This window comes from Joostella sp. (genome assembly GCF_048266025.1).
In the GTDB taxonomy this organism is placed as follows: domain Bacteria; phylum Bacteroidota; class Bacteroidia; order Flavobacteriales; family Flavobacteriaceae; genus Galbibacter; species Galbibacter atrarenae.
Genome location: NZ_JBLXAF010000008.1, coordinates 61812 through 87672 on the forward strand (window position 1 = coordinate 61812; position 25861 = coordinate 87672).

At 32.8% G+C, this 25861-nt stretch carries 27 protein-coding genes; 8 read left to right on the plus strand and 19 right to left on the minus strand.

The genetic code is table 11. From position 1 onward, the window contains the following. Positions 1-32: 32 nt before the first annotated feature. The 4 genes from ACN0TY_RS13355 to lysA form a co-directional block, all read right to left on the minus strand. A complete protein-coding gene (locus ACN0TY_RS13355; protein ID WP_417444891.1) occupies positions 33-488 on the minus strand; it encodes a VOC family protein in 456 nt (151 codons plus the stop codon). A 12-nt stretch (positions 489-500) separates the two neighbouring features. Then, positions 501-1646: a serine hydrolase gene (locus tag ACN0TY_RS13360; protein WP_417444892.1), complete on the minus strand. Its 1146-nt coding sequence runs from the start codon at positions 1644-1646 to the stop codon at positions 501-503. A gap of 27 nt (positions 1647-1673) precedes the next feature. Further along, positions 1674-2186, minus strand: coding sequence for a thioredoxin family protein (locus tag ACN0TY_RS13365; RefSeq protein WP_417444893.1), 513 nt, complete (start codon positions 2184-2186; stop codon positions 1674-1676). Between the two features lie 177 nt (positions 2187-2363). Beyond that, complete coding sequence (gene lysA / locus ACN0TY_RS13370; RefSeq protein WP_236959029.1) at positions 2364-3605, minus strand: diaminopimelate decarboxylase; 1242 nt, start codon at positions 3603-3605, stop codon at positions 2364-2366. A gap of 424 nt (positions 3606-4029) precedes the next feature. On the opposite strand from lysA, the gene sucC reads away from it, so the two are divergent. Both sucC and ACN0TY_RS13380 read left to right on the plus strand, forming a co-directional pair. Beyond that, positions 4030-5223 (plus strand): ADP-forming succinate--CoA ligase subunit beta, encoded by a 1194-nt coding sequence (sucC, locus tag ACN0TY_RS13375; RefSeq protein WP_236959030.1) that lies wholly within the window; start codon positions 4030-4032, stop codon positions 5221-5223. A gap of 444 nt (positions 5224-5667) precedes the next feature. Further along, the gene (locus ACN0TY_RS13380) at positions 5668-6006 is read left to right on the plus strand and encodes a hypothetical protein (protein WP_417444894.1); all 339 of its coding nucleotides are present in this window, start codon (positions 5668-5670) and stop codon (positions 6004-6006) included. An 83-nt stretch (positions 6007-6089) separates the two neighbouring features. Here the strand turns inward: ACN0TY_RS13380 and ACN0TY_RS13385 are convergent, their stop codons facing one another. Next, a complete protein-coding gene (locus ACN0TY_RS13385; protein ID WP_236959032.1) occupies positions 6090-6275 on the minus strand; it encodes a CsbD family protein in 186 nt (61 codons plus the stop codon). A 143-nt stretch (positions 6276-6418) separates the two neighbouring features. Further along, positions 6419-7105 carry a phosphoadenylyl-sulfate reductase gene (locus ACN0TY_RS13390; protein ID WP_236959033.1) on the minus strand — a complete coding sequence of 229 codons (687 nt, stop codon included), beginning with the start codon at positions 7103-7105 and terminating at the stop codon, positions 6419-6421. Positions 7106-7278: 173 nt separating this feature from the next. On the opposite strand from ACN0TY_RS13390, the gene ACN0TY_RS13395 reads away from it, so the two are divergent. Next, the gene (locus ACN0TY_RS13395) at positions 7279-7683 is read left to right on the plus strand and encodes a TerB family tellurite resistance protein (protein ID WP_236959034.1); all 405 of its coding nucleotides are present in this window, start codon (positions 7279-7281) and stop codon (positions 7681-7683) included. Here ACN0TY_RS13395 and ACN0TY_RS13400 read toward each other — a convergent pair. Next, positions 7680-8978 (minus strand): DUF2254 domain-containing protein, encoded by a 1299-nt coding sequence (locus ACN0TY_RS13400; protein WP_417444895.1) that lies wholly within the window; start codon positions 8976-8978, stop codon positions 7680-7682. The two genes, ACN0TY_RS13395 and ACN0TY_RS13400, sit on opposite strands and share 4 nt — an antisense overlap. A 215-nt stretch (positions 8979-9193) precedes the next feature. Between ACN0TY_RS13400 and ACN0TY_RS13405 the strand changes: the two genes are divergently transcribed. Further along, positions 9194-9625, plus strand: a complete 432-nt coding sequence (locus ACN0TY_RS13405) for an Hsp20/alpha crystallin family protein (RefSeq protein WP_417444896.1) — start codon at positions 9194-9196, stop codon at positions 9623-9625. Between the two features lie 107 nt (positions 9626-9732). Here ACN0TY_RS13405 and ACN0TY_RS13410 read toward each other — a convergent pair whose 3' ends face one another. Both ACN0TY_RS13410 and uvrB read right to left on the minus strand, forming a co-directional pair. Then, entirely contained in the window at positions 9733-10125 is a 393-nt protein-coding gene (locus ACN0TY_RS13410) for a ribonuclease inhibitor (protein ID WP_417444897.1), read from the minus strand. 8 nt (positions 10126-10133) lie between these two features. After that, a complete protein-coding gene (uvrB, locus tag ACN0TY_RS13415) occupies positions 10134-12125 on the minus strand; it encodes an excinuclease ABC subunit UvrB (protein ID WP_417444898.1) in 1992 nt (663 codons plus the stop codon). Between the two features lie 132 nt (positions 12126-12257). On the opposite strand from uvrB, the gene ACN0TY_RS13420 reads away from it, so the two are divergent. The 3 genes from ACN0TY_RS13420 to ACN0TY_RS13430 all read left to right on the plus strand — a co-directional run bounded on the left by ACN0TY_RS13420 (position 12258) and on the right by ACN0TY_RS13430 (position 14822). After that, positions 12258-12554: a hypothetical protein gene (locus tag ACN0TY_RS13420; RefSeq protein ID WP_417444899.1), complete on the plus strand. Its 297-nt coding sequence runs from the start codon at positions 12258-12260 to the stop codon at positions 12552-12554. 70 nt (positions 12555-12624) lie between these two features. After that, positions 12625-13239 (plus strand): alpha-ketoglutarate-dependent dioxygenase AlkB family protein, encoded by a 615-nt coding sequence (locus tag ACN0TY_RS13425; protein ID WP_417444900.1) that lies wholly within the window; start codon positions 12625-12627, stop codon positions 13237-13239. Between the two features lie 158 nt (positions 13240-13397). Further along, entirely contained in the window at positions 13398-14822 is a 1425-nt protein-coding gene (locus ACN0TY_RS13430) for an L-serine ammonia-lyase (RefSeq protein WP_236959041.1), read from the plus strand. A gap of 11 nt (positions 14823-14833) precedes the next feature. Here ACN0TY_RS13430 and ACN0TY_RS13435 read toward each other — a convergent pair whose 3' ends face one another. The 3 genes from ACN0TY_RS13435 to ACN0TY_RS13445 are packed head-to-tail and all read right to left on the minus strand — an operon-like array spanning position 14834 to position 18734. After that, entirely contained in the window at positions 14834-16990 is a 2157-nt protein-coding gene (locus ACN0TY_RS13435; RefSeq protein WP_417444901.1) for a T9SS type B sorting domain-containing protein, read from the minus strand. Positions 16991-17001: 11 nt separating this feature from the next. Continuing rightward, positions 17002-17832 carry an ABC transporter permease gene (locus ACN0TY_RS13440; RefSeq protein WP_417444902.1) on the minus strand — a complete coding sequence of 277 codons (831 nt, stop codon included), beginning with the start codon at positions 17830-17832 and terminating at the stop codon, positions 17002-17004. Positions 17833-17840: 8 nt separating this feature from the next. Beyond that, complete coding sequence (locus tag ACN0TY_RS13445) at positions 17841-18734, minus strand: ABC transporter ATP-binding protein (RefSeq protein WP_236959044.1); 894 nt, start codon at positions 18732-18734, stop codon at positions 17841-17843. 100 nt (positions 18735-18834) lie between these two features. Here ACN0TY_RS13445 and ACN0TY_RS13450 point away from each other — a divergent pair, with 100 nt between their 5' ends. Further along, the gene (locus ACN0TY_RS13450) at positions 18835-19905 is read left to right on the plus strand and encodes a hypothetical protein (RefSeq protein WP_417444903.1); all 1071 of its coding nucleotides are present in this window, start codon (positions 18835-18837) and stop codon (positions 19903-19905) included. Between the two features lie 61 nt (positions 19906-19966). On the opposite strand, the gene ACN0TY_RS13455 is transcribed toward ACN0TY_RS13450, so the two are convergent. The 7 genes from ACN0TY_RS13455 to ACN0TY_RS13485 all read right to left on the minus strand — a co-directional run bounded on the left by ACN0TY_RS13455 (position 19967) and on the right by ACN0TY_RS13485 (position 25567). Continuing rightward, the gene (locus tag ACN0TY_RS13455) at positions 19967-20341 is read right to left on the minus strand and encodes a hypothetical protein (RefSeq protein ID WP_236959046.1); all 375 of its coding nucleotides are present in this window, start codon (positions 20339-20341) and stop codon (positions 19967-19969) included. Positions 20342-20368: 27 nt separating this feature from the next. Next, a complete protein-coding gene (locus tag ACN0TY_RS13460) occupies positions 20369-20917 on the minus strand; it encodes a carboxymuconolactone decarboxylase family protein (RefSeq protein ID WP_417444904.1) in 549 nt (182 codons plus the stop codon). A 100-nt stretch (positions 20918-21017) separates the two neighbouring features. Further along, positions 21018-21419 (minus strand): doxX family protein, encoded by a 402-nt coding sequence (locus ACN0TY_RS13465; RefSeq protein ID WP_236959048.1) that lies wholly within the window; start codon positions 21417-21419, stop codon positions 21018-21020. Between the two features lie 169 nt (positions 21420-21588). After that, positions 21589-22434: a helix-turn-helix domain-containing protein gene (locus tag ACN0TY_RS13470; RefSeq protein WP_417444905.1), complete on the minus strand. Its 846-nt coding sequence runs from the start codon at positions 22432-22434 to the stop codon at positions 21589-21591. A gap of 338 nt (positions 22435-22772) precedes the next feature. Next, positions 22773-23831, minus strand: a complete 1059-nt coding sequence (locus ACN0TY_RS13475; RefSeq protein WP_417444906.1) for a porin — start codon at positions 23829-23831, stop codon at positions 22773-22775. 138 nt (positions 23832-23969) lie between these two features. Continuing rightward, positions 23970-25199 carry an ammonium transporter gene (locus ACN0TY_RS13480; protein WP_236959051.1) on the minus strand — a complete coding sequence of 410 codons (1230 nt, stop codon included), beginning with the start codon at positions 25197-25199 and terminating at the stop codon, positions 23970-23972. A 29-nt stretch (positions 25200-25228) separates the two neighbouring features. Next, positions 25229-25567, minus strand: a complete 339-nt coding sequence (locus ACN0TY_RS13485) for a P-II family nitrogen regulator (protein WP_236959052.1) — start codon at positions 25565-25567, stop codon at positions 25229-25231. Between the last annotated feature and the right edge of the window lie 294 nt (positions 25568-25861).

Sequence of the window (25861 nt, forward strand, 5' to 3'; positions counted from 1 at the left end):
CTAAAGAATATTTATATGCTATCTATATGTGTTTAATTTTCGTTTACCTCTATCCAGTAACCATTGGGATCTTTAAGGTAAATCTGTCGAACTCCATCGGCTCTACTATTTGTTGTATTTGGTTCTCCTGGCCAGTTTTCGAAGTAAATATTGTTGTTTTTTAAATGCTTTATAAAACCATCTAAATCTTTGGTATGGAGTGCAAAGTGAACCCCTTTTACATCTGGAACATTATGTTTAGAATCTTCTATAACATGTAATGAAGTGTTGCCTCCCATGGAAAACCAACGGATATGAGATTTTCCAGTTTTATTTTCAATCTCCTCTAGTCCCATAATATTCAAATAGAAATTAGAACTTTCTGTGAGGTCTTTAACTAAAATGGCATGATGGTCAAAGCTTAATTTAAAAGTTTGAGCGTTTGTTTCTGTGGTCATAAATAATAAAACTAAAATTATAAATGCGATTGGTTTAAATGACTTTTTCATCTTAATTGGCGGTTATTTTTTGTTAGTTTTTTGTGTGTTGTATAATTGTCTTCCTAATTCGGCTAAAAAAGGAATTCCAACTTCATCATATTCATAAATGCCATCATTGTAAATTTTATTTTTATTTACATGAATTGTAGCAGTAACAATAAATTCAATATCATTTTTAGTATCATGAATGTAAGAACAATCAGTAAGGTAACCGTATGCAAAACCTACCTTATTGTAGATTTTAATATGTTCTGGGATAGTAGTTTTTTTGTCTCCATACATGAATAATTTCACATAGCTATCATAATATTCTTTAGGATCGTAGCCTTGGTCTTTAGGTAAAGTAGACATCGACTTTAATAGAAATTCTCTATCGGTGTTACTTAATGAAAATTGTTTTTCTGCTGAAAAAGATTCAGGGAAAATTACACGTTTCATTATATCGTGCAAACTATTTATAGGAAGGTAGTTTTTTAAAGAAAAATCCATTGGTTGATTAATAATAGAGTCTCCTTCTGTATATCCTATTCCTTTTTGAATATTATTTAGAGCTAGTTTTTTTATAGCAGAATTTTTAGTCCCAGGGACTTTTATTATAGAATCTTCAGTATTAAAAATAAGAGGTTTTGTATCGAGCTCATAAGCATTATCAGTAGATAAACGATGACTTATTCTTACCGAACTAATGCCTTTTTCATGAAGTGATTTGTTAATGTAGTCTTTACCAAGAAACTCAAAAAGACGATTGTAGGCGTCATTATCACTTACAGCAAAAATTTTATTTATTTCTTTTTCAAATGTTGTTTCTACAGAATCGCCTTCAACAGAAAAAGGTGTTTTAATATTTAATCGATTGTCTCTATTTAGCTTTTCTAAGGTTAAAACGGCTATAGGGAATTTTACAGAACTGGCAGGGTAGAAGTAATTAGAATCGTTTACTCTAAACTTATAATCTGTAAATTCAACATTGTCTTCTTTCCGATTAATAGTGCTAAATAATATCTGAACTTCATATGCATCAGCGCTATCAACTACTTTTTTTATTAGCGGGTTATCAGATTTAAGAACAGTTTTTAATGGATCTTCAGTTTTGTTTTTTTTATCTCCACAAGATATTATTAGAGAGGCGAAAAGTAATAAAATAAATGAGTTTAAGTAGGTTTTCATAGGTTGTAGGTAGGTTTTAATTATAACTTAGCTTTTTTCAGCGTCGTATTCTTGCCATTTTTTATCTTTATAGATATCATCACCAAAATATTTAGCAATCTTTAAGAAACCGTCAGGCTTTTGGTATCCAGGAACTGGTGATAAAATCTCTTGTTTAGCGTTTAAAAATATTACAGTAGGGAAACTCATTTTTCCTTGTAATAATGCTGCTGCCAATTCATGGTAACCACGTTTCCCTTGGGGGATGTATTTAAAGGTTTTGTTTTTGTAAACAATATCATCTTTTCCTTCAGCATCCATTTTTATCATATAAAAATGCTCCATCATGTACGATGCAACTTTAGGGTTATTAAAGGTGTCTTTGTCCATTTTTTTACACCAACCACACCAGTCAGTATATACATCTACAAATAGCTTTTTAGGGTTTTTATCGGTATTGGCTTTTTCTACTGCTTCACTCCAAGAAAGCCATTCGATTTCTTGAGCTTGTGTAGTAAAGGTAAATAGTAGGGTCGTAAAAAGGAGGATCGTTTCTTTCATTTTTATGCTTGTTGTGTTTCAGTAGCTCAGACGTTTTTATATAAGTAAGCTTACAATATGAGTGAGCCATCATTCGTAAAGATACTAAAATAACCTTTTAATGAAAGAAGTTGTTCTTATTGAAAAATGGGCAAAAAAAGCTCGGCAGAAATGCCGAGCTTTTTTTGAATTTATCTGTTAAGCTTCTTTTACAAGCTCTTTTTTATTAAGTTCTGGAATGTTAGGCTCCACAAGGTTGTTTATAAGGTCGTTAAAGTTTTCTCCCTTACGAATTAAATGAGCTTTGCCATTGTGCCATAAAACCTCTGGTGGTCTAAATCTGGAGTTGTAGTTACTTGCCATTGAGAAACAGTATGCTCCTGCATTTTTAAAGCAAAGTATATCACCTTCAGAAATTTCATTAATACGTCTGTTGCTACCAAAAGTATCTGTTTCACAGATGTAACCAACAATAGAGTAGAAGCGTTCTTTTCCTTTTGGTTTAGATATGTTTATAATTCTATGGTAAGAATTATAAAGCATAGGTCTAATTAAATGGTTAAATCCAGAATCGATTCCTGCAAAAACAGTAGACGTAGTTTGTTTAACAACATTTACTTTCGCTAAGAAAAAACCAGCTTCACTAACTAGAAATTTCCCAGGCTCGAATGCTAAAGTTAAGTCACGCCCAAACTCCTTACAGAATTTATTAAAACGAGTTGTTAGTTTTTTACCTAACTCTTCAACATTCGTTTCAATATCACCTTCTTTGTAAGGAACTTTAAATCCGCTACCAAAATCTATAAACTCAAGGTCATGGAAATTCTTGGCAGTTTCAAATAAGATTTCAGAAGCGTAAAGAAAAACTTCAATATCTAAGATATCACTTCCTGTATGCATATGAATACCGTTTACTCGCATCCCAGTATTTTCTACAATTCTCAAGATATGTGGTATCTGATGTATGCTTATTCCGAATTTAGAATCGATATGTCCCACAGAAATATTAGAATTTCCTCCTGCCATAACATGAGGATTGATTCTGATACAAACTGGAATATTAGGATTACGAGTTCCAAATTGTTCTAAGATCGAAAGATTGTCTATGTTTATTTGTACTCCAAGTTTGGCAACTTCTTCAATTTCTTCAAGAGAAACCCCATTAGGAGTAAATATAATATCTTCAGGTTTAAAATCTGCCATTAATCCTAGCTGTACTTCTTGTAATGAAACAGTATCTAAACCGCTTCCTAAAGAATTCATTAGCTTAAGGATGGCAACATTAGATAACGCCTTAACTGCATAGTTCAGCTTTAAATGTTTTACATTTTTAAAAGCAGAAGTAAGCCTTTGGTATTGGGAGGTTATTTTTTCTGAGTCATACACGTATACCGGACTGCCAAATTCTTTGGCTACATTTAAAAGGTCGCTATTATTCATACTACAATATATATTAGAGGACAAAATTATAAAAGTGATCCCTGATTAAAAATATTTTTCACTAAATAAATAAAAATAAAACACATTGTTATATTTATAACTTTCCTCTTGCTGGTTAAATTATAAATAGACTTATTTTTTTGTAAAATTAATAAATCTGCAATTATAACACATATTTATAGATGAAAGAATCCAATACATTGTAAAATGTATACTGTGCTTATTTTAAGTCTATTATGTTATTCTGCTTTCTCTTGTCTTTATAAGTATATGAATGTATACATTGTAAATAAGGGTTAATTGGTATGAAATAGGAGCTTAATCAGTATAAAATGTTATCATTTTTAAAAAAATAAATCTAGATTGGGTTTATTAAACTCCATTTGTTACTTTTGTTCAGCTTTAAATTATACAACGTATCGTTATGAATTTACACGAATATCAAGGAAAAGAAATATTAGCAAGTTTTGGAGTGCGCATACAGCGTGGAGTCGTAGCACAGAATCCTGAAGAGGCTGTAGCTGCTGCAAAACAATTAACTGAAGAAACCGGAACTGGATGGCACGTAATAAAAGCACAGGTTCATGCCGGTGGACGTGGAAAAGGAGGTGGAGTTAAGCTTGCTAAAAACCTTAAAGAAGTTGAAGAAATAGCTGGAAATATTATTGGAATGGACTTAGTAACTCCTCAAACAAGTAAAGAGGGGAAAAGAGTACACCAAGTTTTAGTAGCTGAAGATGTTTATTATCCTGGAGAGAGTGAAACTTCTGAGTTTTACATGTCGGTATTGTTAGATAGAAGTAAAGGGAAGAATATGATCATGTATTCTACTGAAGGAGGAATGGATATTGAAGAGGTAGCAGATAAAACGCCACATTTAATTTTCCATGAAGAGATTGATCCTGCTACAGGGTTATTACCTTTCCAAGCTCGTAGAATTGCTTTTAACTTAGGTTTAAGCGGAACAGCTTTTAAAGAGATGACAAAATTTGTTACTGCTTTATACAAGGCTTACGAATCTTCTGACTCTTCATTGTTTGAAATCAACCCAGTGTTGAAGACTTCTGATGATAAAATTATGGCTGTAGATGCTAAAGTATCTATAGATGATAATGCATTGTACCGTCATAAAGACTATGAGGCAATGAGAGATCTTAGAGAAGAAGATCCAATTGAGGTAGAAGCAAAAGAAGCTGGACTTAACTTTGTAAACCTAGACGGAAATGTTGGGTGTATGGTTAACGGTGCAGGTCTTGCAATGGCAACTATGGACTTAATTAAAATGGCTGGAGGAGAACCTGCTAACTTTTTAGATGTTGGTGGTACTGCAGATGCTAAAAGAGTAGAAACTGCTTTTAGAATCATTTTAAAAGATCCTAATGTAAAAGCTATCTTAGTAAATATCTTTGGAGGTATTGTACGTTGTGATCGTGTTGCTCAAGGTATTGTTGATGCATATAAAAACATGGGAGACGCAATTCAAGTGCCAATCATTGTACGTTTACAAGGAACAAATGCAGAGATCGCTAAAGAATTAATTGATAATTCTGGTCTTGCTGTAGAATCAGCTATCGAGTTTAAAGAAGCTGCAGATAAAGTACAAGCTGTTTTATCGTAAGGTTTTTAAAATATATATAACGCTAAGCCTCGACATTGTCGGGGCTTTTTGTTTTTAAATTGTAAAGCTAGTTTCGTTTTCTTTTCATCTGTTAAGCGAACGTTATCCAGAAAGTCATTTCATGTCAAAATAGGAGTCTGTTAATTTAAACGACTTATTTTTGCTTTTATAGTAAACATTCCACCAGTTTTTTTCATCCTATTTATATAATTTGCTGAAGCATTGAAAGCTTCATTTTAATAATATTTTCTCATCTTTTTATAGAAATCTCTCTAGACCTTGTTTTTATTACTACTGACGTATTTAATGCATATATCTATTTGTAAATCTTCATTATTACCACAATGTTACCTTATTTAAGAGTTGGTTAACTATCTATTTTATAGTGTTTTATATCGTTTTCTCGTTGTACTTTTGACATGTAATCAAAAAACAAAAAGCATTATGAAAAATTTCAAATTAACATTAATTCTAGCATTACTAGCAGTATCGAATATTGTTATGGCTAGCAACAACGATCCGAAACCAACAAACAGCGAGGTTTCTAAACAACTATCTCTAATATTAGGAACTCCATCTTTTAGGGTTTCTGATAATGATATGTTGGCAAAAGTTCATTTTATGGTGAACAAAAAAAGTGAGCTAATTGTACTCACTGTAACTGCAGAAAATGAAATGGTAGAAGATTATATTAAAAGTAGAATGAACTACGAAAAAATTAACAATTCTTCTCTTGAAGCTGGTAAAGAGTATCTAATAAATGTAAGGATTGTTGCAAAATAGTCCATTATCTTCTTTACATAAGTAAAAAAGCTTCCGATTTCTCGGAAGCTTTTCTTTTTATCGATAGGTCAAGCCTTTGGATGTTATAGCTTTTTAAACTCTCTTTCGATATCCTCTCTTGTTTTTCCGGTTTTTTCTTGAATGCGACCTAGCATTTCATCAAATTTACCTTCAACATAAGTTAGATCATCATCTGTGAGTTCACCGTATTGTTGTTTAACTTTACCTTTTATTTGATTCCATTTTCCTTTTAACTCTTGATTGTTCATAATATTAATATTTTTAATTAATAATCAGTATACTAAAGTTCTGATTATTAACAGGAATAATATCACAAAGAGATGGTAATTTTGTCTTAAAGAATGTTATTTTTTATGGATGATTAATTCATTATGCCTAATGAATGTCCAAATTATAGATGGAGACCGCATTCAGTTTTAGGACTATTGTTCCAGCGTCCGCTTCTATCATCTCCAGGAACTGTACAATGTTTACATCCAATCGAATTATATCCCTTTGATACTAATGGATGGAATGGAAGTGTGTGTTCCTTAATGTATAGATCTCTTTCTTGTTTACTAATATCTAACAGTGGGTAGAATTTCAATATTTCACCTCTCATTTCAAAAATATCCAGCGTAGACCTGTGGTCGCTTTGCCATTCCATCAATCCGGAAACCCATACATTGTATTTCTTTTTAATAAGATCTAGTGGTTTAACTTTATTAATACTACAACAGAACTCAGGGTTTTTCTTATAGGTTTCATCACGTACTGTAAATTCATACTCTTCTTGCAATGCACTTATAGAAGAAACATTGAGATCATATAACTTCGTTAGTTTTTCCTTATAAGCTAATGTTTCTGGAAAATGATATCCAGTATCAATAAAATATACTCGTTGATCTTTATTTACTTCGGAAAAAAGATGTAATAAAAAAGCTGAAGTGGCAGCAAATGAGCTTGTAAGCATTACTTCCTCTTCGGAAAAATCGTTATACAATTCAGCTACTCGCTCATGTATATTAAGAGGTTTATATTTTTTATTTAAAGACTGAATCTCATTTTCAGTATACACTCTTTTTTCTGTTGAAATCATAAAAGTCTATTTATTCGATAGAGTATTGCTTTTAATGGCGCAATATACTTATTTTAATCGTTTTTCACTTCATATTATGTTGTTTCTCATCGAAAATTAAGATTATTTTAATTATTCAATTAGAATAATTACTATTTTAGGGTTATATATCAACTCAATATCGTCCCAACAAAATGAGTGAGAAAGAACAAAAACTTAGCCTGCTTTCCGAAATGATAGCTTTAGTTGAAGCAGATCATTTGGTCACCGAAAGAGAGTATAATTTTATTTATACTATAGCAAAACATATGGATGTAGAAAAAGAGGAGTTAGATGCTTTGTTTGTTAGTAATAAGGCAAAATACATTCCGCCATCTCCAGAATCTGAAAGAATTCTTCAGTTTCATCGTTTGGTTTTATTAATGAATATCGATAAGGAAAAGCATCCAAATGAAATTCAACGTTTAAAAGAATTTGGAGTTCGAATGGGTTTAAGTCCCTTCGCGATAGATCGCGTATTACAAATAGTAGATAATTATCCTAATGGAATAGTTCCGCCAGATGTATTAATCTCCATTTTTAAAACATATTATAATTAACCTTCCTTTATATCTATATTAAAGAAATCTAAATGCTTGCTTAATGTTTCTTTGTCTCTGTTGTTGGTTAGGTTATTATTTGCCTCGTCAACAAGAGTTCTAACTTCATTAAGGATAGATTTTTTATAGTTTTCATCTGCACATTCTTGGAAGTGTAGAAACCTAAACATAACCATAAGTTTCTGAATAATTATAATATCATGTTTACAATATAATCTTATAGAAGCCATTACATTGTAAAGTAACTCCTCAAAGCTTATCGAAGCTTGATAAATAAGAAGTTTTTCATCTTTAGAATGGATGCTTGTATCTTCTTTTTTCATTCTTATAGCAAAAAGCTCCGTCAGATAATCAATTGCATTTAGTGCAGTTCCGGGGTCGTTTATACCTGGAGACATTGCTTTCACTGTAATTTCTGTAATTTGTTTGAAAGCTAATACATAATTGTTTTCTATTAGTTCTCCCTTAGCGAAGATAAAAGTGCTCAAGATATCTTTTACGGTTTCTTCGTCTAGTTCTTTTTCAGTAGAAAATAATGGAACTCCATGTAGTACAAAATTTCCTTTAGCAACCAATATTTTAAATTTAGTATCTTTTTCTTCGGCAATGCCTAATAAAGCATCCATTGCTATATTTTGAAAATATCCGGATCTATTTGAGTTGTAAGAATGCCATTCTGTAGTGTCTGGAAATTTATCCTTATACGTTTTTTGGTCGTTTACAATAGCTGTCAGTCGATCTTTAGAAGTTCTAAAAATTCCTTCCAAAATATTATTTATCTGTATGGATTGTGAGATTGAATGAATAAAGTAAACAAATGCAGCGAGGCAGAAAACGGTAAGAATAATGCTTATTAAAACGGAGAACCCAGGTATTTTATCTTTGTCTGCAGTTGGTTCTATAGAAACCAATATAAATATGCAATACAATAAAGTTGCTAAGTAAATTCCTAATACTAATTGATGTTTTCTATTAGAAATAAGACCTGGTAAAATTCTTGGCGAAAAATTATTGGAGGCCTGATTCAATAATACCATTACCATGGAGAAGCTAAAAACCATCAAAGAAATAAGTCCGCCTATAAATACACTTAATAGAGACCTTGCTGTTTCTTCGTTGTCTAAAACTAGCATAGGTAGGTTTTCTCTTAAGTATTTTGAAACTCCTAAACTCTCCAAATATATCATGGTGAAAGCAAATAAGCATCCAACAATTGCGATTAGCGTAGGGTAGAAGGCAATCTGACTTTCTATGGTATCTAGAAAAGTTTTGAGTTTTCTGAATAGTAACTTCATTAAAGCTTGTTTTTCTATTTTAAAAATAAAGTATTCGCTTTAATTGACAGTTCTTTTTTTAAATATTGAAGCAAAATAAGTAAAACAAGACAAAAAGTCATTGTCTAGATGCTAAATAATGACTTTTTGTCACTTAAATATAATTGGAATTGATTTTGTTCTAAGGCTAGCAACGATTATTAAAATTAAAAGTTTAATTAAAAAAATATATAATTATGAGCTTAGTAAAAAGAAACAATGTAGTTTATCCATCATTTTTTGATGAAGTATTTAATCCTGATTGGTTCGGGGGAACTGAAAATAAAAAGTCATTTGTGCCTCCTGTAAATATTAAAGAAAATGATAACGGATTTTCTTTAGAATTAGCAGTTCCAGGGATGAAAAAAGACGATTTTAAAGTAGAGATAGATAAAAATGTATTAACTGTTTCTGCTGAAGTAAAAAATGAAAAAGAGGCTTCTAAGGAAAATGAAGTTTATAGTAGAAAAGAATTTAGCTTCTCTTCATTTAAAAGAGTATTTACATTACCAGATACTGTAAACAATGACGAAATAAATGCTACTTATGAAGCAGGAGTGTTGACCTTAGCGTTACCTAAAAAAGAAGAAGCCTTACCAAAACCAAAAAGGCTTATTGATATCGCATAATACATATTGATAGTTTTTTCATAATGTTTAAGTTGGTTAGTTAGTTAAAGGCGCCTCGATAAAATCGAGGCGCTTTTTTGTTTAGACATAGAGAAGTAAATAAAAAATTACTTTTCTATTAAATGTATTCTTGATTGATTTACAATAATTTCCATTATGATTTCAAAATAGGTTTTACCAAAACCTTGTTCTAATTCTGTTATCTTTTCTTGAATGAAATCGGTATTGTAAATAGTGGGCTCTTTTAGTTTATTTTTATAAAATTCTAGCGTAGTTTCTAGACCTAAATCAGATTTGTTTTTACTGATGTTTTTCCAAATCAAATCAATATCTTCATCAGAGCTTAGAGACCCAAAACCACCATATAGTAAATCGTTAAAAGCATCGAGGCTTTCCGAAATTTCCCAATCTTCGGAACTCATAAACAACCGATTTATTTCTTTGTAAAAAGATTTAATATCATGAATGTTATCTCCTTGTATCGTAAATTGCTTTGACATTTTTATTCTTAAACCCTTTCTTGTAAACCTTTTATTTCATCACGCAACTTTGCAGCTTCCATGAAATCTAGCTCTTTGGCTGCCTTTTCCATGGATTTACGCTTTTCGCGAATTATTTTTTCAATTTTCTCTTTCGGTAAGTAATCCAGCTCAGGTTCTGCAGCTTGTTTAGCAGCTTCCTTTTCTAATTGATAAGTAGAAACAGAATTTTTACCCAAAGCACTATCAAGGCTTTTATTCAGTGCGGTAGGCGTAAGATTGTGTTTGGTGTTATAATTTATTTGTTTTTCACGTCTATAATTGGTCTCATCAATCGTTTTTTGCATGCTAGCTGTGATTTTATCACCATACATTATAGCACGACCGTTAAGATTACGAGCAGCACGTCCAACGGTTTGCGTTAAAGCACGATTACTTCTTAAAAAACCCTCTTTATCAGCATCTAAAATAGCTACTAAAGATACTTCAGGTAAATCGAGTCCTTCTCTTAAAAGGTTGACGCCAATTAGAACATCAAAGATTCCTTTTCTCAAATCCTGCATAATTTCTACTCGTTCCAATGTATCGACATCACTATGTATGTATCGACAACGAACTTGAATACGACTTAAGTATTTAGTGAGTTCTTCTGCCATTCTTTTGGTAAGTGTTGTAACCAAAACACGTTCGTCTTTTTCTACTCGGAGATGAATCTCTTCAATTAAATCATCAATTTGATTTTCACTAGGGCGTACTTCAATAATAGGGTCTAAAAGCCCGGTTGGTCTTATAACTTGCTCTACATAAACACCATTACTCAGTTGTAATTCATAATCCGCAGGGGTTGCACTTACATATAAAACCTGATTTTGAAGTGCTTCAAATTCTTCAAATTTTAATGGTCTGTTATCCATTGCAGCAGGCAGCCTAAATCCATACTCTACTAAATTCTCTTTTCTACTTCTGTCTCCTCCATACATAGCATGTACTTGTGGAATGGTAACATGACTTTCATCTATAACCATTAAATAATCATCTGGGAAATAATCTAGTAAACAGAAAGGTCTAGTTCCTGGTTGCCTTCCATCAAGATAACGAGAGTAATTTTCAATACCACTACAATATCCTAATTCGCGAATCATTTCTAAATCAAAATTAGTACGCTCTTCCAAACGTTTTGCCTCTAAAGGTTTTCCAACTTCTCTAAAATAATCTACTTGCTTTACCATGTCATCTTGAATTTGATGAATGGCATTTTGTAACACATCGGGGGAGGTCACAAACATATTGGCAGGATAAATATTTAGACGATCATATTTTTCTAATACTTTATTTGTGTTAGGATCAAAAGCTTCAATTTCTTCAATTTCATCCCCAAAAAAGTGAATTCTAAACGCATCATCTGCATAGCTAGGAAAAACATCAACAACATCTCCTTTTACTCGAAAACTACCATGTGTAAATTCTGCAGTAGTACGAGCGTATAAGCTCTGTACCAATCTATGTAAAAGCTTAGTCCGAGAAATCACTTGGTCTTTTTCAATAGAAATAACATTCTTCTGAAACTCCACAGGATTACCAATACCATACAAACAGGAAACAGAAGCTACCACCAGCACATCTCTTCGACCAGAAAGTAATGAAGAAGTAGCACTTAATCGGAGCTTCTCGATTTCATCATTAATTGAAAGGTCTTTTTCAATGTAGGTTCCAGTAACAGGAATGTACGCTTCAGGCTGATAATAATCGTAATAAGAAACAAAGTATTCTACTGCATTATCAGGGAAAAATTGTTTGAATTCCGAATATAATTGAGCAGCTAAAGTTTTATTATGAGCTAAAACTAAAGTTGGCTTCTGAACCGTTTCAATTACATTGGCAACGGTAAAAGTTTTACCCGAACCTGTAACTCCCAGAAGTGTTTGGTACTTCTCGTTAGTGTCTATTCCAGATACCAATTCTTTAATAGCATTGGGTTGATCACCTGTAGGTTTATAGTCTGATTTTATGTTGAATCGCATCTTACAAATTTAACAAACATTACTATAGAAAGTTGTTTATGTTATGTGAAAGTTTTTTTAATATACATTCTCCCTTTTTACTATTGTTATTTCGTAAATTAGAGGAATTAGAACAGTAAATCACAAGGGGTTATGACTATTATAGATGTAAAACGAAAATTGGAAAGTAGTAAGAGTCCAGTTGCGCAATCGCTTCATCAAAATACACATTTTAAAGTGTTGGTTTTGGGGTTTAAGAAGGATATGGTTTTAAAAGAACATAAAGCGCATAGAATTTCAAAGTTAACAGTTTTAGAAGGAGCTGTAAAGTATGTCGAGGAGGGAAGAACGATCATACTAAATCAATATGAGGAGTTTGATATTCCAGTTGAAGTTACACATTCTGTAGTTGCATTAGAAGATAGTTTGTGTTTACTTTCTCAAGAATAATACAGTTTACAAAATATATTTTTAGTTTGAATAGCTTTTAACTATTCGTCTTTTTGTATATATTATCCCAATGGACTTATTTAATTCAGCACCCCAAAGTGAACGCAATCTTTTACCTAATGATGGGAAAGTTTTTTATTACGGGACTTTGTTTAGTAGGAAAGAAGCAAATGCTTATTATGAGCAGCTGTTAGAGGAGATTCAATGGAGAAATGATGAGGCTATTATTTTTGGTAAACTTATTGTTACAAAGCGAAAAGTGGCATGGTATGGAGATAAACCCTTTGATTATACCTATTCAAAAACTACAAAATCTGCCCTTCCTTGGACGGAAACATTATTAGAACTCAAGGAGAAAGTTGAGGCTGCCACTGGAGAAACATTCAACTCATGTTTATTAAACCTATATCATGATGGGAGTGAGGGTATGGCTTGGCATAGCGATGGAGAGACAGCTCTTAAAAAAAATGGATCTATTGGATCATTAAGCTTTGGTGCTGAGCGTAAGTTTTCTTTTAAACATAAAAGCAGCAAGGAGAAAATCGATGTTTTCTTAGAAAATGGGAGTTTATTAGAAATGAAAGGAACTACACAAACATATTGGCTACATCGGCTTCCTCCTACAAAACTAAAAATGAAACCAAGAGTGAATCTAACCTTTAGAACGATAGATGAAAAAGAATGATGTATGTTTTTCGTTCAAAATATAGGGTGTTTTTTATAAGTTGGTTTAAAGAATGTAATAGAAGTGAGAATTTTCAATTTTCGTTTATAACTTTCATTTGGAATACTTTTTACTTCCCTAACAAAATGTATATTTGCGGCACCTAAAACGATTGCGTAATGGAGTGTATTAGTGTTTTCGATATGTTAAAGATTGGAGTGGGACCATCTAGTTCTCACACCTTAGGACCGTGGAGAGCTGGAGAGCGATGGATTTCAGAATTGAAAGAAGACGGTTTATTTGATAAAGTGGTAGCCGTAAAAGTTCATGTGTATGGGTCTCTTTCATTAACAGGGAAAGGGCATGCTACAGATCTTGCGATTTTATTAGGGCTTACTGGAGCAGATCCAGAGTATATTCCTATCGAAGATATTGATGGTATTGTTAATACGATAAAGACTGAAAATCGTTTGGATTTAAATGGTGAAAAGAAACTTGATTTTAATTTCAAAGAGGGAATTATTTTTCACAGAGATTTTCTTCCTTTTCACGCAAACGGACTCACTTTCGAAGCAGAACTAATTACGGGAGAGTCGGTACAAGAAACGTATTATTCTATTGGTGGAGGATTTGTTGTAAAAGAGGAGTTGATTCACGCAAAGGAGAACTTAGAAACTTTAAAATCATTCCCTTTTCCAACACAAAAGGGAACAGAGCTTTTAGCATATTGTCTTCAGGAAAACTCAAGTATTTCTGAAATTGTTTTGGCGAACGAACGTTCTTTACGTTCAGATGAGGAGATAGATCGTGAATTGCACCGTATTTGGAATACCATGCTTGAGTGTATGTATACAGGCTGTCATACTGAAGGGAATCTTCCTGGCGGTCTTAATGTTCGTAGAAGAGCTTATGATACGCATAAAAAATTAATAGGAGATATAAAGTATAATACCCCTCAAGAATGGTTGGAATCTATTCGTCATACGGAGGTTAAATTCCGCCAAATTCTAAAATGGGTAAGTTGTTTTGCAATTGCTGTAAATGAAGTAAATGCAGCTTTAGGGAGAGTAGTAACGGCACCAACAAATGGTAGTGCAGGAGTAATTCCTTCAGTTCTAATGTATTATATGGTGATTGAAAATCATGAAGCTGGATTTGATGAAATAAAAAAGTTCTTATTAGTTGCAGGAGAAATAGGAAGTATCTTTAAAAAGGGAGCTACAATTTCAGCGGCAATGGGTGGATGTCAGGCAGAAATTGGGGTTTCATCAGCAATGGCTGCAGGAGCGCTAACAGAGCTTCTTGGAGGAAGTCCAGATCAAGTTTTAGTGGCAGCAGAAATAGCAATGGAGCATCACTTAGGACTAACATGCGACCCTATTGCAGGACTTGTTCAAGTGCCTTGCATTGAGCGTAATTCTATGGGGGCCATAAAAGCTATTAATGCGGCAGAGTTAGCTTTAGAAACTGATCCGAAGAACGTAAAAGTGCCTTTGGATAAAGTGGTAAATACTATGTGGGAAACTGCAAAAGATATGAATTCTAAATATAAAGAGACTTCAGAAGGTGGCTTGGCTGTAGGAGTGAATTTAAGTGATTGTTAATTAAAAAAACCTTATCGTTTTAAGGTGAAGTGCCCTTTAAAATCACGACCATCTTCTAATTTTACTCGAAACCAATAATCAGAAGCGGGTAGTGGAGTTCCATTGAATGTACCGTCCCAACCTTTACTCAATGGGTTCAGTTGTTTAACAAGCTTTCCATATCTATCATAAATAAATACAAGTGATTTCGATTGGGTAGATGAATTGATGCCATAAATTTTCCAATAGTCATTTCGCATATCATTATTTGGGGTGAAAAACTTATCGTAACCAATCACAGAAATGGTTTTAGAAACAATTCCGCAGCCATTTTTATCTTGGACATAAATAGTAGAAAACCCCTTAGGAACATCTTCAAAAATATTACTTACTTGGAAGGGGCCAGAGGGATTGTCTATTGCGTATAAATAATCGCCCTCGCCTTCAACAAAAACAGTGACTCTATTGTTGCTATGAATATCATTTATTTCAGGTTCTGGTCTAAAAGTTGCTATGTTAGAAGCGTTGATTGTAAAAACTTCAGAATTTGAACATTCATTTTTTATGCCTCCAGAAGTGTCATAGTGTATACTTGTTAAAACAAGTTTGTAATTACCTGTTGAAGTGATTACTATATTTTGATTATTCCCAATAGTAGTTTCAGTTCCATTGTTGTTAATTTTTATCCACTCATATTTATCAAAACCCGATTCTGCGGATATTCTAGCTGTTGGATTGTTAAGGCATAACTTAGGAAGAGGATCGGGGAGATTTACTAGAGGTTTTTTATTTACAATTAGATCAAACTGTTTTACCTCTTGACATTTATTGTTGTCTTCAATTCTAACAAAAATTGTTTTATTAGTCGACGTAATTAAATCGTTATTGATTTTGTTGAGTTCTAAAGAGGCATCATTTCGTGTACTATAAAAAGCAATGTCTAAATTCTTAAAGTAGGTTTCTTTAACATCTTTTAAATTAAAGGTTCCCTCAGGATTAATGTTGTTTTCATCATTTTCACAAGTATAAAAAGGACCTATTTCATTAAGACTAGCTAGTGTAGGTGTAACTTCTAGTTTTATTTCTCCAAATTTATTACAGCCATTTTTGTTTACTATTTTCGTATAGATAATTGTTTTATCAGTTCTAAAATCATTAGGATTTATAATATAGTTATCTGAATTCCTGTCGGCAATAGATTTGTAATAGTAAACTAGAATATCTGAGTTGCCGTTGGTTATTTCATTTTCAGCTTGTGTTAGATTAAAGTTTGTAATTCCATCGGTTGAATTATTATCTAGATCACATTGCACTAAAGTGGTGTTAGTAGCTGTAGGATTTTTATATGCTGAAATTTTAAAACTTGTAACGTCAAAGCAACCATTAACATTGGTTACCCTGCTATAAATTGTTTTTTCTTCTTCTGAAAGGGTCTGATTAGAAGCAATCGGATTAATGTTATCGTAAGCGTCACTTTCCGAAGAATAGAATGTTATAGTGTTATTGATGTTTGAGTTAATAGAAGATGAATAATTGTTGAGGTTAAATACATTTGTTCCGCTATTATTACAAATAGTATCATCTTTAATTTTTGCTGCGGTTGGAGTTGGAGGGAAAGGTGATTTTCCAGTTGTAGCGCTTCCTGTCCATTCAATATTAAAACTACTATCACCATGATGGCGTTCAATCATAATATAATAAAACTCTCCTGCGGTAACATCGAGCCATTTAACAAAGCTGTCTCCATCATTACCAGGACCTTCAGAAGTTTCTATCGAACTGCCATTCATCCCAGTCATATTTGTTGTGAGTCCTGCTTGGAGCGGATTTGTGGTTGAACATCGAATTGCTTGGCCTAAGCTCCCACATGCTTTATTTGCGCCAAATACAAAAAAATCATAGTCAACAGATAGGTCAGGGCTCTGAGGCTTAAGATTAAAGCCAAGTGTTCCTGTACTAGAAATATTAATTTTTATCCAAATGCTATTTGTCTCTCTTCCGCTGCAAATATCATTTGGGTTAAAGTCAGCAGAGCCATTTCCTATAGCATTAGAAGAAATGGAGCCGTCTCCGCAAACAGTTATTGCGTTAACGCAATCATTTGGGAGCGGCGGTAGTGTTTGTGCTGAACTAAATTCTACAAAAGAAAGTAGTAAAAGTATAGGTAGGTAATATTTTAGGGCTGGCATTTAGTATTTGTTTACAAGTCTCTCTTTTTTAGAAGTTTAAATGATAGGTAAATAAAGATGAATGTCCATAATAAAACAATTAATACCGTGTACCAATGCACAGCATAATCTTTACTTAGAGGTTCTCCCATTTGGTTGGCTACAGATTGTACAGCCCCAAGTCTGCTAAAAGGCTCTGGGATAAGGTTACTCATTGCATTTAATGGTAAAAATTGTGTTATCAAACTCGTAGTTTCTCCATCAGTTTGCCAACGAACAAGTCCAAATAAAAGACCTTCTATAACTTGCCATAAAATTAGGAAACCTAATGCAAATGCAGATCTTTTTACTAAAATCCCTAAGAATAAACAGAAGGAGAAAAAACCAAGAAGTTTTACAAAGAAAGCAAATAGGTATTCTAAGTCAGAAAAAATAATACTTAGCTCATTATAATCAGAGTAACAAAGTCCCAATATTAGCGATATTATAAAAATAAATATCGTAGAGACGATTGAGAAAACAACTACAGTAAGGAATTTAGAAAGAATGAATTCTTTTTTACTAAGTCCGTCAATAAGATTCTGTTTTATTGTTTTGTTACTGTATTCGTTCGACATCATCGATACAATAACAATCGCTAGAAATAGCTTAAAGAAGGCGGCAATATAAGTGTTGAAATGCCAGATATATGGGAAATTAAAAATCCCTTGATCTGCTAATTGGAAATTAACCTCACCGACATCAAATTTTACAGTAGCAAAAAGGGCAATAAAGGTTAGTAAAACAAAATATGCAATAATTAAAAATTTGCTTGCGCGGTTATTCCAGAGTTTTATAAATTCTATTTGAAGTAGTCTTTTCATCAGTGAGATTAATTTTTTGTTAGGGTTAGGAATTGCTCTTCTAAACTTTCTTTTCTTTTTACCAAATGGGAAAGTACAATTCCATTTTCGAACATGAATTTATTAAATGTAGTAGCATCCATAGGCTCTTTTAGAAATGCTGTAATAAGTCCATTTTCAGTTTTTATAGAACCAAAAGCAGGATTATTATTTAATAAATCGATGAGAGCTTTTTCGTTTTCAGCCTTCAATTCAAAGAATCCGTGGCTAGCAATCATTTCATCTACACGGCCTGCATATAATTTTATTCCTTTTCTAAGAATGATTACATGTGAACATACTTTTTCTACTTCGTCTAATAAATGGGAGGCCAAAAGGATTGTAGTTCCCATGGCTGCTATTTTTTTTATAATCTCCCTTATTTGATGAATTCCTTGTGGATCTAATCCGTTTGTAGGCTCATCTAGAATTAATATTTCAGGATCGTTTAATAATGCAGAAGCAATTGCAAGGCGTTGCTTCATCCCTAAAGAATATGTCTTGAAATTACTGTCTTTACGATCTAAAAGTCCAACGAGTTCTAGTTTTTCCTCAATCTTATCTTCAGGAACTTCCTTTATCTTACATACCAATTTGAGGTTTTGGATAGCCGTCATGTAAGGATAAAAATTAGGACGCTCAATAATAGCGCCTACTTTTTTTAGTGCTTGGTGTGTAGATACATTTCCTTCAAACCAAGAGAATTCTCCCGCAGTTTTATTAACTACATTAAGCACAATACCTAGAGTGGTAGACTTCCCACTTCCATTAGGACCTAGAATACCGTATACGTTTCCCTTTTCAATAGTAAAAGAAAGATCGTTCACAGCAGTCAAAAGATCAAATTTCTTGGTAAGATTATTTACAGTAAGAATAGTTTCCAAATTTTTCTTTTTTCGAGTTGATTCTATTAACTTGACGAATTCTGAATAGAATTGTTACAATAATATAGATTAAATTTGATTAAATTAGAAGAAAAAGGATATGAGTGAAAAATTAATGTCGAAGAAAAAACCTTCTTATCCGGTGAGCGAGCGTTTACTAATCTATTTGGAGCGCTATAGCAGAACCACTAAGATTCCTATTTCTTATGATGATTTATTACGCTTTTCAGGTTCCGTAGTAGTTTATGACGAAGATGATAATGATACGTTATGGATTCGTGTTTACTATTCTGAATTTGAAAGACCGGAAATAGATTACCATTTGAAGCAGGTGTATACATTGATTTTTTCTGATGGTAATGAAGATACTTTTCAATATTTAAATATCGATGCTATTGATTTCTGTACCTTCGGAAATTCGCAACCTTTTCGTATAAAAGTACGTAATGTTTTAAATGATAATTACACATATATATATGTGAAAAAGGCAGATGCCTCTCGGGTTTATGGCTTAGAGTTAGAGCATATACTATCTCCAAATAGAATGAATTTTGCAGTGTATGACGATACTCTTATTGAGGAGCATATTTCTGGAATTCCTGGAGATGAATTTATAAAAAACTCATTACCTCAATGTACAGATATTCAAAAAAGTCAAATAGCAAAAGAGTTTGTTAAGTTCAATGAACGCTGTATGATACGCTTGTTGGGAGATATGCGTTCTTATAATTATGTGATTATTCCTGTTCATGATTTTGATAATGTGATTTTTAAAATCCGGGCTATTGATTTTGACCAACAGTGTTATGAGGGGAATTTTAAAGTGTATAAACCACAGTTTTTTAAAGAAAACTTTAAAATGGTAGAAATGGTGCAAGAGCGTTTAAAGCCAGCATCTATTGAGCAATATAAAAAAGAAGAGCGTTCTTTATTAGCAAAGCGAATTTTAACTACCAAGAAGCGATTAAAGGCATTGTTGCGTTGCATGATAAATGACCATATTACGACCCCTGAAAATTTGGAAGAGTTAAAAAATGAACTTTATAATTATACGTTGGATATGAAGTTTAAGAGATGTCGTTCAATGGGACAAGTTGTAAGGGTTGCTTTAGAATTTGTGCGAAGAAACTATGAAGATGTAAGTATGAAGCGATTGCTTCATGATTCTTAAATAAAAAGAGCTGCTTTCCTTTCGGAAGCAGCTCTCAAGCATTAATGAAGGGACATTTTATCTATGAATGGTAATAACGCTCGTTGATTATTTTACCATTTTTCCATTGTGTTCTATTAACTTGTTCAAATTTATGATGTTCACCATCTTTTGTTTTGAACTCCATTATAGCCTCGTAATAAGAAATATCCCCTTGTACTGCAATGTTTTTAATTTCATAACGGATAAACTCAGAAACTGTTTCTAATAATTCTTTTTCAGCAATAATGCATACTTCTTTACCTATTTTAGGATCGTTATTTGCTTCTTGAAGCACAACATCGTCATCTAAGTATTTATCCATTGCCGTTAGGAATTCTCCTTTTCCAAGTAAAGATTCTAGTTCATTTAAAGCATTCTTAATTTCAGTTTCGTGATTGTTGCTTGTAGTACTCATAATTTTTTTTTTTTGGTTACTTATTAATTAGTTGAATTTTCCTGCTTCAACAACAGGGAAGTCTATTTCTGTATCTGCAATATGGTTTACATAATTTGTAAGTGTATTTGCAACTACATTTAAAACTACTTCAAGAACGTCTTCGTCTGTATATCCTGCGTCTTTAAAGGCTTTTAAGTCGGCATCAGAAACAACTCCTTTATTTTCAGTAACTTTTTTTGTAAACTGAAGTAACGCTTCAATCTTAGCATCTTCTGAAGTTCCTTTTCTGTTTTTATTTATTTCTTCAGCAGTTAAACCATGTCCAGATCCGATTTTTGAATGTGCTGATAAACAGTAATCACAATTATTGGTTTCTGCAATTGTAAGCGCTAATTGCTCTCTTACTTTGTGCTTAAAATTTCCTTTTTCGGTTAAACTACCTAGTGTTAAGTAAGTTTCTAATGTTGCAGGAGAGTTTCCTAATACCTTTAATAGATTAGGAACAAATCCTAATTTTTTCTGCACAGCATCAAATAATTCTTTTGATTTTCCTGTTGTAGTTTCTGGGTTTAATGTTTTGATTCTAGTACTCATAATATTTTGTTTTAATGATTTATATATATTCTATTTTATTGTTTTTTGTTTGATACAAAGATGAGGCATATAGTGAGGCTGATAAATGGACAAAAGTTCCTTACGCTTGTACTTTTGTAATTGTTGAGGTTTGTGTATTAATTGCCAATCCAGATAGCGCTAATAGTAATGCAATGTGTATCATTATATTCATCCAGTTTCCAGAAGGGATATGAACTATTATTAAGGCCATTAACATTATAAATGCTAGGAAAGTGTAGGAGTAAAATATTTTTTTATTGATAACCAGTAATATACCAGCAATTAATTCTAGAAAAGCCAATACTCCAGATAACATAATAGCTCCGCTTTCTCCTAAAAATGATAATCCGTTATTCATTAATAAAGCGGCCATATTTTCTAGACCTACTCCTCCCATAAAACCTTCGATGAATTTTTCGATCCCTCCCCATATAAATAATAAACCGAATCCTAATTGAATTAAATAATTTCCTGTTTTCATAACTTGATAATTTTAGTTGTTATAATTTGATGGTACAAAGATGTGACCATTACAGTGCTGAAAAAATGGACAAAGGTTCCTAGCACATGCACATGTGGTGTTTATGAGATTGAAGTGGAAAAAACAGAGTTTGAGTAGTATTTTTCTTTTAGCTGAATTATTAACAGCTTTAATTGGCATCTTTATTTCTGTATTGAAGAGGAGAAACGGCTAATGCCTTTTTAAAAAAGCGAGTAAAATACGCAGGATCATTAAAGCCTAGCATAAAAGCAATCTCCTTAACGGAGTTGTTTGTATAGCTTAGTTGCCTTTTGGCTTCGAGGATAATTCTATTTTTAATAATGTCACTTGGAGTTTCAAACCCTAACCTTTGAAAATGTTTGGTTAAAGATTTTGGAGAAATACCCAATCTATTAGCATATGAAGTAACGGTGTGTTCTTCTTTATAAAATTGCTCCACTAAAAGACTAAATTCTTTAAAAAGTACAGTTTCTTCATCTGTTTTTAAAGGAGTAATTTCTTTTTTTATTCTAACGGAATTAACAATAAACTGTTTTAAATAAGCTTGTAAGAGGTCGTATTGTCCTGTATTTTCACTTTTTAGTTCATCTAATAAGCTGTCGATTATAAACTGAAGCTTTTTATTCTCGTCTTCTGACGGACTTACAAAAGGTGTTTCGTATAGATTATTAAATAAAACACCATTACAAGAGACTTCTTTGTCGTGCGTTTGGATGCAATAAAAATCTCTTTTAAAAGAGAGCTTATAAGCTGTTTTTATTTTTTCATTATCAACGCTGAATATTTGACCAGGAGAAAGAAAGAAAATCACACTTTTATCTATAGCGTACGTTTTGAAATCTATATTGTAGTCGGCCTTACCTTCTTTGATCCAATAGATGGTATATGTATTTAGTTGGCCAGATTCATTTATGAGGCAAGCTTTGTCGAAGTCAACAATGCTTATATTGAAAATATCATTAAAACTATATGTTATAATATCTTGTACAGCCACTTTCCGTTTTTTGGTAATCAATTAATCTGATGACTATCAAAAGTAAAGAAAATTTTAATCGATTATAGTTTAATCGAAGAACAATATAGGATATAAGTAGTGTAGGGGATAGAGATATTTTTAGACTTATGTTTGAGGTAGTTACGTTCTCAAAATATAGTGAATAAAAAAGCCTGGCGGAGCCACCACCAGGCTTCGTAACCCTAGGGTTACACTTAGAACGAGTAAACGGCTAATTTTAAATTTCTTTAGTCTTAAAAGACTTTTATTCTTTGGCTATTTATTTTATTAATCGTTTAGGGATTATTTTATTTTAACCTAAGAATATTTTTGGTTGATTAGAAAGAATAAACTGCCGCTACTAAGAATGATGCTAGACTTCCAGTTGCTTCATCGTCATTATTTAGAAAGATGTCTTCAGAAGCACTATCAATTCTTAATTCTGGTTTTATAGTTAAATCACTTATTTTATAATTTCCTGTCAGTGTAAATTCAAAAACATCAGCATCGCTATCTGGAGCTAATCCGAAAACACCTACACCGCCATCAAATTCTTTAAAGTATTCCCCACGTAGTCCAACAGAGAATTTTTCAGAAGTGTCATATTGCGGATATAGTGCGAAACCGTAGAATCCAGAGTCATCAGTAGTATTATAAGTTGTATTTATTCCTAAGTAAAAAGCATCAGATAAATCAAATCCACCTGTATAATCTACTTGGAAAGTCTTTCCTGGTAATCCTGTCTGCGCTCCATAGATAAAGTTTAAATATTGACCTTTATATCCTAATTGAGCACCAGCTGTATAGCTTCCGTCTAAATTAATTTCTGTAAAGTCTGTACTGTTCATAACAGCTAACATTAAAGAGAAATCATCAGATAATGTAAAGTCTGCTTTAATTCCTGTATGTGAGAATGGTCCGTACGAGAACATATAAGAAGTTGAGTAGTTGAAGTTACCTACAGGCGAGATTACTTCATACCCTAAAAATGTATTAAAGTTACCCATAGTAAGTCTTACTTTCTCGCTTACATTCCAGTATACGTATAATTGATTAACAATATTTGCAGATCCTGTAGATAAAAATACAGCGTCTTCCCCACGAGGCCCAAATACTAAATCGGCTACAAATCCTACCTTTTCACCTTCGTATGATGCTATTAGATTTGCCATTCCAAGGGCGAAACCGCTTCTATTGGCAAATGAAGTAGGAGGAGTGTTGAACATTCCGTCTTCATCAGCTTCATTAGTTCCAGTAAAATTAGTTTTCCAATACACATCTGCAGAACCGCTAAAAGAGAACTTTTTGTCTTCTTGGGCAAATGTGCTAAAGCTAGCGAAAGATACTGCTAGGATAAATATATTTTTTACGATATTTGTTTTTGTAATCGCTTTCATAATTCTATAGTTAATAGTTGTTTGGTTTGTGTGTTTAATGAATCAAATAATAATTGTTAGCTATGTGAAAGTGGGTGCAGAACGGAGCGTACCGCCAAATACCGCTCCGTTCATTTCCCTTAATTAAAAACTAACTAACTAACGATCTATAGTGAAATCTGGATATGCAGCACCATCGTGCTCATGCATATCTAATCCTTCTATTTCTTCTTCTTTTGTAACTCTTAATCCTAATGTTTTCTTCAGAATGAATAATACAATAAATGAGGTGATTAATGCCCATGCACCAATTCCTACAACTCCAATAGCTTGAACTCCAAGTTGACCGAATCCTCCTCCGTAAAGAAGCCCTCCATCAGTAGCGAAAACACCTACTAGTAAAGTTCCAAGAGCTCCACACACACCGTGTACAGAAATTGCTCCAACTGGATCATCTATTTTTAGAGTTTTATCAATAAATTCTATAGAGAAAACAACTGTTAAGCCAGAAAGGACACCTATAATAGCAGCGCCTCCAGGGCTTACTGCAGCACATCCTGCCGTGATTCCAACAAGACCAGCCAAAGCACCGTTAAGAGTCATAGACACCTCTGGTTTTCCGTAGCGAATCCATGTTAGCGCTAATGCAGTAACTGCACCTGCTGCTGCTGCAAGGTTTGTAGTGATGATAATCCCTGCTGCGTTGAATGAGCTTTCTCCGCTAATGGCTAACTCAGATCCAGCATTAAATCCAAACCATCCTAGCCAAAGGATAAATACTCCAAGTGCTCCAAACATCATATTGTGTCCTGGGATAGCATTTGATTTTCCTTCTGTATATTTTCCTATTCTTGGTCCTACTAGAATTGCTCCCACCAAAGCAGCCCATCCTCCAACTGAGTGTACAACTGTTGATCCAGCAAAATCTATAAAACCTAGTTTTGTTAACCACCCGTCTCCTTGCCAAACCCAATGGCCTGAGATAGGATAGATTAGCGTTGTCATTATTAAAGAAAAGATTACATACGTAGTAAACTTAGTTCTTTCTGCAACAGCTCCAGAAACTATGGTAGCTGCCGTTGCACAGAATACAGTTTGAAAGAATAAGTTGTGCATATCTTCTCTTACATTGTAGAATAATGAAGGAGTACCGATAAAGCTACCGATAGACTCTCCATACATTAATGTGTAACCAATAAACCAAAAAGCTAATGAACCTACAGCGAGATCCACAAAGTTTTTCATTACTATATTGATTACGTTTTTAGATCTTGTGAAACCAGATTCTACAAGTGTAAAACCGGATTGCATAAAAAACACGAGGATTCCCGCGATCATTATCCACATTATATCTAGAACTGCGTTCACTTCTATAACGTTTGTTTCCATAAAGAGTTTTTTTAATTAGTTTAGTTGGTTTATTTTAATGATTCTTTGCCTTTTTCTCTCGTTCTAATGCGATAGGCTTCTTCTACAGGAGATACTATAACTTTACCGTCACCAACATTTCCTGAATATGCTGATTTAAGGATTGCTTCAATCGTTCGTTCAGCAAATTCATCTGAAACAATGATTGATAAATACCGTCTTTGGATGTCGGCTGTACTGTAACTTACCCCACGATATACATGGCCTTTTTTCTCGTTACCTACTCCCGTAACATCCCAGTAACTAAAAAAGTTTACTTCTACTTGATGTAACGCATCTCTAACGTCATCAAATTTTGATTTACGAATAATGGCTTCAATTTTCTTCATATTTAAATGATTTGTTTGCTTAAAACTATGTTAAAAAATTGTTACGAGAAAAAAAATAGGGGGTATTCGTTTAATTTTTATTGAATTATTAATAACACCCCTATTAAAATTAGGGGTAAATATAATATTGATGTTATTTTTGAATTTTTAAACGCTTAATTTTTAGGGGCAATTAAAAAATGATGAAGTTTTAGTGTAGTTAATTCAGATTTTTTAAAATGAATTATAATTACCACAAAGGCAGAAGGTAATTCTTACTAAATAATAGTTTATGACTTTCTTCTTATACAATAG

What these genes read in the sequence shown, in the direction of transcription:
- ACN0TY_RS13455 (WP_236959046.1), bottom strand. Translation starts at nt 20,341, where the DNA reads ATGAGTACTACAAGCAACAATCACGAAACTGAAATTAAGAATGCTTTA.
- ACN0TY_RS13485 (WP_236959052.1), bottom strand. Translation starts at nt 25,567, where the DNA reads ATGAAGAAAATTGAAGCCATTATTCGTAAATCAAAATTTGATGACGTT.
- ACN0TY_RS13390 (WP_236959033.1), bottom strand. Translation starts at nt 7,105, where the DNA reads ATGATTTCAACAGAAAAAAGAGTGTATACTGAAAATGAGATTCAGTCT.
- ACN0TY_RS13420 (WP_417444899.1), top strand. Translation starts at nt 12,258, where the DNA reads ATGACTATTATAGATGTAAAACGAAAATTGGAAAGTAGTAAGAGTCCA.
- ACN0TY_RS13400 (WP_417444895.1), bottom strand. Translation starts at nt 8,978, where the DNA reads ATGAAGTTACTATTCAGAAAACTCAAAACTTTTCTAGATACCATAGAA.
- ACN0TY_RS13395 (WP_236959034.1), top strand. Translation starts at nt 7,279, where the DNA reads ATGAGTGAGAAAGAACAAAAACTTAGCCTGCTTTCCGAAATGATAGCT.
- ACN0TY_RS13435 (WP_417444901.1), bottom strand. Translation starts at nt 16,990, where the DNA reads ATGCCAGCCCTAAAATATTACCTACCTATACTTTTACTACTTTCTTTT.
- ACN0TY_RS13475 (WP_417444906.1), bottom strand. Translation starts at nt 23,831, where the DNA reads ATGAAAGCGATTACAAAAACAAATATCGTAAAAAATATATTTATCCTA.
- sucC (WP_236959030.1), top strand. Translation starts at nt 4,030, where the DNA reads ATGAATTTACACGAATATCAAGGAAAAGAAATATTAGCAAGTTTTGGA.
- uvrB (WP_417444898.1), bottom strand. Translation starts at nt 12,125, where the DNA reads ATGCGATTCAACATAAAATCAGACTATAAACCTACAGGTGATCAACCC.
- ACN0TY_RS13410 (WP_417444897.1), bottom strand. Translation starts at nt 10,125, where the DNA reads ATGTCAAAGCAATTTACGATACAAGGAGATAACATTCATGATATTAAA.
- ACN0TY_RS13360 (WP_417444892.1), bottom strand. Translation starts at nt 1,646, where the DNA reads ATGAAAACCTACTTAAACTCATTTATTTTATTACTTTTCGCCTCTCTA.
- ACN0TY_RS13430 (WP_236959041.1), top strand. Translation starts at nt 13,398, where the DNA reads ATGGAGTGTATTAGTGTTTTCGATATGTTAAAGATTGGAGTGGGACCA.
- ACN0TY_RS13355 (WP_417444891.1), bottom strand. Translation starts at nt 488, where the DNA reads ATGAAAAAGTCATTTAAACCAATCGCATTTATAATTTTAGTTTTATTA.
- ACN0TY_RS13460 (WP_417444904.1), bottom strand. Translation starts at nt 20,917, where the DNA reads ATGAGTACTAGAATCAAAACATTAAACCCAGAAACTACAACAGGAAAA.
- ACN0TY_RS13425 (WP_417444900.1), top strand. Translation starts at nt 12,625, where the DNA reads ATGGACTTATTTAATTCAGCACCCCAAAGTGAACGCAATCTTTTACCT.
- ACN0TY_RS13380 (WP_417444894.1), top strand. Translation starts at nt 5,668, where the DNA reads ATGAAAAATTTCAAATTAACATTAATTCTAGCATTACTAGCAGTATCG.
- ACN0TY_RS13465 (WP_236959048.1), bottom strand. Translation starts at nt 21,419, where the DNA reads ATGAAAACAGGAAATTATTTAATTCAATTAGGATTCGGTTTATTATTT.
- ACN0TY_RS13450 (WP_417444903.1), top strand. Translation starts at nt 18,835, where the DNA reads ATGAGTGAAAAATTAATGTCGAAGAAAAAACCTTCTTATCCGGTGAGC.
- ACN0TY_RS13480 (WP_236959051.1), bottom strand. Translation starts at nt 25,199, where the DNA reads ATGGAAACAAACGTTATAGAAGTGAACGCAGTTCTAGATATAATGTGG.
- ACN0TY_RS13440 (WP_417444902.1), bottom strand. Translation starts at nt 17,832, where the DNA reads ATGAAAAGACTACTTCAAATAGAATTTATAAAACTCTGGAATAACCGC.
- ACN0TY_RS13385 (WP_236959032.1), bottom strand. Translation starts at nt 6,275, where the DNA reads ATGAACAATCAAGAGTTAAAAGGAAAATGGAATCAAATAAAAGGTAAA.
- ACN0TY_RS13365 (WP_417444893.1), bottom strand. Translation starts at nt 2,186, where the DNA reads ATGAAAGAAACGATCCTCCTTTTTACGACCCTACTATTTACCTTTACT.
- ACN0TY_RS13405 (WP_417444896.1), top strand. Translation starts at nt 9,194, where the DNA reads ATGAGCTTAGTAAAAAGAAACAATGTAGTTTATCCATCATTTTTTGAT.
- lysA (WP_236959029.1), bottom strand. Translation starts at nt 3,605, where the DNA reads ATGAATAATAGCGACCTTTTAAATGTAGCCAAAGAATTTGGCAGTCCG.